6 protein-coding genes are annotated in these 5,812 nt (G+C 63.6%); 4 read left to right on the top strand and 2 right to left on the bottom strand.

Going from position 1 to position 5,812, the window contains the following annotated elements; genetic code table 11:
• Positions 1-217: 217 nt before the first annotated feature.
• Positions 218-1,219, bottom strand: coding sequence for a hypothetical protein (locus RI841_RS13720; protein ID WP_310706191.1), 1,002 nt, complete (start codon positions 1,217-1,219; stop codon positions 218-220).
• A gap of 270 nt (positions 1,220-1,489) precedes the next feature.
• Here RI841_RS13720 and RI841_RS13715 point away from each other — a divergent pair, with 270 nt between their 5' ends.
• The 4 genes from RI841_RS13715 (at position 1,490) to yejK (ending at position 5,600) form a co-directional block, all read left to right on the top strand.
• Complete coding sequence (locus RI841_RS13715; RefSeq protein ID WP_310706190.1) at positions 1,490-2,005, top strand: molybdopterin-dependent oxidoreductase; 516 nt, start codon at positions 1,490-1,492, stop codon at positions 2,003-2,005.
• Positions 2,005-3,444, top strand: a complete 1,440-nt coding sequence (locus RI841_RS13710) for a HAMP domain-containing sensor histidine kinase (protein ID WP_310706189.1) — start codon at positions 2,005-2,007, stop codon at positions 3,442-3,444. The genes RI841_RS13715 and RI841_RS13710 overlap by 1 nt, the downstream gene beginning before the upstream one ends.
• Positions 3,431-4,513, top strand: coding sequence for a response regulator (locus RI841_RS13705; protein ID WP_310706188.1), 1,083 nt, complete (start codon positions 3,431-3,433; stop codon positions 4,511-4,513). The genes RI841_RS13710 and RI841_RS13705 overlap by 14 nt, the downstream gene beginning before the upstream one ends.
• A 73-nt stretch (positions 4,514-4,586) precedes the next feature.
• Positions 4,587-5,600 carry a nucleoid-associated protein YejK gene (gene yejK / locus RI841_RS13700; RefSeq protein ID WP_310706187.1) on the top strand — a complete coding sequence of 338 codons (1,014 nt, stop codon included), beginning with the start codon at positions 4,587-4,589 and terminating at the stop codon, positions 5,598-5,600.
• A 33-nt stretch (positions 5,601-5,633) separates the two neighbouring features.
• Here yejK and RI841_RS13695 read toward each other — a convergent pair.
• Positions 5,634-5,812, bottom strand: a 179-nt coding sequence (locus RI841_RS13695) for a thioredoxin fold domain-containing protein (protein WP_310706192.1), incomplete at its 5' end; no start/stop codon positions are given.

Below are 5,812 nucleotides of genomic sequence, written 5' to 3'. Positions count from 1 at the left end.
GCCACCGATGCCCCAACCCGCTCCGGCACCGACACCGGTCATCAGCACATAGGCCAGTGCCACGCCGAAATAGACGAGCATCCGAAAGATGATGAAGGGCAGCGTCCGCACCATCAGCCCCAGCGCCTGCCCGATACGAAAATCCCACATGACGACTCCACCTTATCGAAAAGAAGACCACGGCAAGCAGCCTTTGGCTAACACCTTAATGCTTTCGTTATTCACTCTGGAGCCCGGGCGATGCCACCGGATCAGGATCCTTGGCCTCCAGGCGAAGATAGGCTTCCAGCTCGTCGCGTATATCGTCGAGGATGTCATCGGGATGCGTGATACGCATATAGAAGATTGAAAAGTAGATGACCTTGACCGAAGTGGTCATGCGCTCCAGCACCACGCTGAACAGCTTGGCGAACCAGAGCGCGACGAGAATCGGCAGCACGGAGATCGGCAGGGTTTCCGGAAGAGGGCCTGCGCCGGCAAGATTGCTACCCTGCAAAGGATCCCCCAGAGAGTAACCTGGCAGGCTATCACCCACCCAGAGGCCGATCACCAGCCCCATCAGCAGCGTCAGGGCGTAGACCGGAAACATGATGGTGCCCACGGCTCGCGACGCCACGTCGATGCCGAATACCCCCGCCAATGTCTCCGGTACACTCTCTTTGAGACGCCCCATGCGTGATACGCTCTCTCGCATGCCATAGCCGTCAACCACCACCGAGGGCAGCAGATAGTGGTTGACCAGGTCCCAGACCTCACGCAGACCTTTCAGCACAAACGACAGCAGGACGCCAACGGGACCGAAGCGCAACGTCCAGCTCAGCATGCCGTTGAGCAACATATCCATCAGGGCGATGCCCCGAGCACTTCCCTTCAGCGTCTTGACTCGAGCCTTGGCCTCGGCGGCGGAGCGTTTCTCACCTTGCAAGGCCTCGGTCACCAGCCAACTCTGCCTTAGCTCCTGACGCGTGTAATAGAAATACTTGTACAGGAACATTCCCAGGCTCAGCAGCAGGGGCAACGTACCGCCATTGTTCCCCCAGATACTGATCACGCTGTAAAAGAACAGGCTGACCATGACCGCGGCGTAGAGGCACATGCGAATCCACGGCCGCAAGATGCCCGGGTCCCGGCCCACCAGGCTGAAAGTATGCTTGAGCAGATAGCCAAGCTGCTCGAGTCGCTCCCGAACACCGGGCTGGCGCAAGGTTTCGGCTGTCATAACGTTAACTCCCTTGGATAGGGCATCAAGACGGGGATTAACTGCACTGGAACCGCAGTCTGGCGATCATGACCTGCGATCAGGTGAGCATACCCCACAAGAACGCCGCTAGAGGCATAGCACGATATCTGGTAAACACCATAGTCCTTGGGCCCGGTAGCGTCCCCCTTCATTCGAACGGGGTAAGCGCGCATTCTGATCGCTAGAGTGAGTAGCCACTGGCCGGAGCCGTGGCGATGACACCGCAGAACATGCAAAAGGGTGAAGACAATGAAGCTGATCAGGCCTTGTGTCCTGGCGACCGCACTGCTTCTCCCGGTCCCCGGGCTCGCCCAAGACGCTGCCAAACCGCTGCCCCCGGCCGCAGGGGAGGTCATACTGACGGTCGCTGGCCAACTGCCAACAACTCACCCGGGCGAGGAGATCCCCCTGGATCGCGCCTTTCTGGACACGCTGCCGCACCGCGAACTGGTCACTTCCACCTCCGTCACCGATGGCAAGCACCACTTCGAAGGTTTCCTGATGCGGGATCTTCTGGAACGACTGGGCACCGGCGGAGATACCGCCGTGGCCATTGCGCTCAACGACTATATCGTCGAGATACCAGTCCGGGACTTCCACGACTATGACGTCGTGGTCGCCACCCACATGGACGGCCAACAACTGACCCGTCGCGACAAGGGCCCGCTGTGGATCGTCTATCCACGGGATGACCATACCGAGCTCCAGGACATACGCTACGACTACCGCTGGGTGTGGCAGCTTCGGCGTCTCGAGATCCAGTGATGCCCGGGCTGCGTCGCTTTCCCGCCTACCTGGTCACCAGCCTGGCGATCCTGGCCTTCACGGCCTTCCTGGCTTTTGCGCTGATTCGGCTGTTTCAGGTCGAGAAGGACATGCGCGACAACGTGGACGAGAACATGCTGTGGGTGGTGACTCAGGCCCAGGTCGCCAGCCATCGTCTGGACCAGGCAGTGAACCGTCGCGCGCTGGGCGACACGGACGAAGATCCCGAGCTGCGCCTGGACATCCTCTCCAGTCGGCTGACGCTGATGGACGACGGGCCCCAGCGCCGCTACCTCGCCGCCCGGGGGCTGGAGGCACCCCTGAACACCGCGCTGGATCACCTGGATGCCCTGCGTACCTCGGTGGAGGACACTGCGACCGCAGAGCGATTTCGCCCACAGGCCATGGCTCCCCACCTGGACGGGCTGATGACCCGCCTCAACCGCATTGCCAATGCAGTCATGATGGCCGAATGGGAAAGTACCGGCGCCCGTCTCGATACCTATCGCAGCAGCCTGATGCAGGTGATCGGCTCCGTGGTCGGCATCACCCTGAGCGGGCTCGGCCTGATGCTGCTGCTGATCCACGCCCTGCGTCAGCGGCGTATCGCCCAGCGGGCGCTGACGGCCCACCGTGATCAGCTGGAGGTGGAGGTCGCCCGGCACATCAGCCGCTACAAGACGACCGCCGATGCCCTGGCCCGAGCGCTGAATCGCGAGCGCGGCGTCAGCGAATTCTATCGCAGCTTCGCCGCCATGGTCTCGCACCAGTTCAGAACGCCGCTGGCGGTGATCGACTCGGGCCTGCAGCGTCTGCAGCGTCGCGCCCCACCGTTCACGGCCGAGCAGCGCAGCGAACGCTATCAGCGTCTGCGCAACGCCGTGGCGCAGATGACGCGCCTGGTCGAATCTTCGTTGACCGCAGCGCGACTCGATGGCCAGCAGGTAGAGGCCAGGCCGGCTTGCCACTCGCTGGCCGCCATTGTCGATCACCTCTGTCGCCTGCAGACAGAGGCCAGCGGCATCGACCGACTGACAACCCGACATGCCAGCCCCGAGGTCCTGGCCTGGTGCGACCGCGCCCTCACCGAGCAGGTGCTGGCCAACCTCATCTCCAATGGACTCAAGTACTCCCCTGCCAGTCATTGCGTCCACGTCACCACGGCGCGGGAGGGCAACCAGGCGATCTGCCGGGTTCTGGATAACGGCCCGGGCATTCCACACGCCGAGCAGGACCGACTGTTCGAACGCTTCTTCCGTGGCAACAATGCATCAGGCACCGATGGCATCGGCTTGGGGCTCAACATCGCCCGCCATCTGGCGCGTATCCAACAGGGTGACCTGGAAGTAAGCTCCAACACCGGCGAAGGAACTACCTTCACCCTCAGGCTGCCTGCCGCCGACACCGACCAGGAGGAGATATCGGATGTCCGCGACTGAACACTCACATCAGCCCCCCTTGATCGTGTGCGCCGAAGACCAGGAGGATCTGCGTACCGACATCTGCGAAGAACTCAGGGAAGCCGGCTATGCGGTCCTCGAGGCCGGCGACGGTGAGGCGACGCTGCAGCAGATGGATGCCAGCACTCCGGATCTGATCCTCTGCGATATCAACATGCCACGCCTCAACGGCTACGACGTCCTGGCGGCGATGCGCGAGCGCCGCCCGCATCTCGCCGACACCCCATTCATCTTCCTGACCGCGCTCTCGGATCCGCGCGAGGTGGTCGATGGCAAGCGCTGCGGCGCCGATGATTACCTCGTCAAGCCCATCGACTTCGACCTGTTGCTGGCCACCGTCGAGGCACGCCTGCGCCAGGTCAGTCGCATGCGTGCCAAGTCCAACCGTGAACTGCTGGAACTCCGCCAGGCCATGACAGACTTGCGACGCGATGCCTCTCGCCAGGCATTCCGCTCGGCCACACGTGCGCTGGACCTGGTGGCACCCGGCATGGTGCTGCTCGATGCCCAAGGGCATATCGTCTTTGCCAATCAGCGTGCCCGCTGCCTGGCCGAGGATAATGACGCTCTGGTGCTGGGCGATACCCTGTCGGTGCGAGGCAGCGAGGCACGCCAGCTGCGCAAGGCCATTGCCGCGGCCTGCGACGCCAGCCGGCAAGGCGCAGAGCCCGTCTACTCACTACGCCTGCCCCATCGCCCGGGCGAGCATGGCCTGCTGGTGCTGGTGTGTGCCATGGGCCTGCCCTCCGATCCTCTGTCGGAGGATACCAGCGTGGTGGTGCTGCTTTCGGCTCCCGACCAGCGTCCTTCCCTGCCGGAGGGGGTGCTGGCGAGCCTGTTCGGCCTGACCCCCACCGAAACCCGCATTGCCATGGCGCTCCTGGAGGGACGCCGCACCGAGGAGATTGCCGAGCAGATGCAGGTGTCCCCTACCACTGTGGCATTCCACCTGCGCAACCTGTTTCAGAAAACCGACACCCATCGTCAGGCGGACCTCATTGCACTGCTACTGGCCGGCTCCATGACCGCTTACCTGGACGGCCGCTGAGTGCGCGGTGCCTATCGGCGACGCCCTCCTGCGGGTATCATCCGGGCCCTCGTCCATCACCGCGGGAGGCCCCATGCCGATCCTCAACGCCATCGTTCATCGCATCGAGAAGTCCGGCAACGCACCGGCTCGCCTGGTGCCGTCCATGGGGCCGCTGCCCGCCTCCGACGCCCTGGAAGGCCTGCAAGAGGGCCTGACCCGGGCCTTTCACGCCAAGAGCAAGGCATGGGGTCATTTCGCGGATCCCGAGAACGCAGCACAGCATGGCGAAACAAGCTCGCCGCTGGCCGCAGCGTTGGGTGAGTACCTCAGTGAGCAGCGAGACTTCGTCGCCCTCACCCGCGACCTCGCTGAACGGCTTGCCACCCTGCTGGATGCTCACCTCTCGGTGTCGGGCGACCTGATCTGCCTGGATATTCGCCATGGCGACGCGCGTTTTCTGACGCTGGCCCTGCTGCACCACCGCGACGGCTTCGCCGTCGACGAGGCCCTGCAGGTGGTGCCGGCGAACCAGCTCAACCTGACCCAGATGAGTCTTGCCGCTCGACTGGATATCACCCAGTGGCAAGCCGGTGATTCTCGGCAGTACCTCTCCTGGACCCGCGACCGCGGCGGCAAGAAGCTCGCCGAGGGGTTCGCCGCTCTGCTCGGCGCCGTGGAGGGCGTGGACGCCAGCGGCGAAACCCGCACCCTGCTCAAGGCATTCAGCGACTACGTGGAGAGCGAAGAGTTGGGCGAAGAGAGCAGTCGCGAGAAGACCGAGACGCTGATCGACTATGCCAGCGACCAGGCCAGCCGCGGCGAGCCGATCACCCTGGAGGCGCTTTCCGGACTGCTCGATGAGCAGGAGCCCAGGGCCTTCTTTGACCATATCCGCAACGCGGACTATGGCCTGTCACCGGAGATTCCCCCGGACAGGAAGACCCTCAACCAGTTCAAGCGCTTCACCGGCCGAGCCGGCGGGGTGTCGATCAGTTTCGATTCCCATCTGCTGGGCTCCAGCGTGGAGTACGACGAATCCACAGACCGCCTGATCATCAAGCAGGTGCCTAAACAGTTGAAGGAGCAGCTCAAGCGCCAGGCATAGGCCGACTCCTGGCTTGCTCGTCCCGGCGGCGAATCAGGCCAGGTGGGGCTGCAGCCACTGGCGCAGCTGCGGTTTCGACATGGCACCCGCCTGACGCGCCACTTCGCGCCCCCCCTTGAAGACAATCAGGGTGGGGATACTGCGGATGCCGAAGCGACCGGCCAGCGCCTGCTCGGCGTGGAGATGGGCCGGCGTGGCGATGTAGACGGCAT

Source organism: Halomonas sp. (assembly GCF_031581305.1).
GTDB lineage: Bacteria > Pseudomonadota > Gammaproteobacteria > Pseudomonadales > Halomonadaceae > Halomonas.
This window is presented reverse-complemented; position numbering and strand designations above follow the sequence as displayed.

What these genes read in the sequence shown, in the direction of transcription:
- RI841_RS13705 (WP_310706188.1), top strand. Translation starts at nt 3,431, where the DNA reads ATGTCCGCGACTGAACACTCACATCAGCCCCCCTTGATCGTGTGCGCC.
- yejK (WP_310706187.1), top strand. Translation starts at nt 4,587, where the DNA reads ATGCCGATCCTCAACGCCATCGTTCATCGCATCGAGAAGTCCGGCAAC.
- RI841_RS13710 (WP_310706189.1), top strand. Translation starts at nt 2,005, where the DNA reads ATGCCCGGGCTGCGTCGCTTTCCCGCCTACCTGGTCACCAGCCTGGCG.
- RI841_RS13720 (WP_310706191.1), bottom strand. Translation starts at nt 1,219, where the DNA reads ATGACAGCCGAAACCTTGCGCCAGCCCGGTGTTCGGGAGCGACTCGAG.
- RI841_RS13715 (WP_310706190.1), top strand. Translation starts at nt 1,490, where the DNA reads ATGAAGCTGATCAGGCCTTGTGTCCTGGCGACCGCACTGCTTCTCCCG.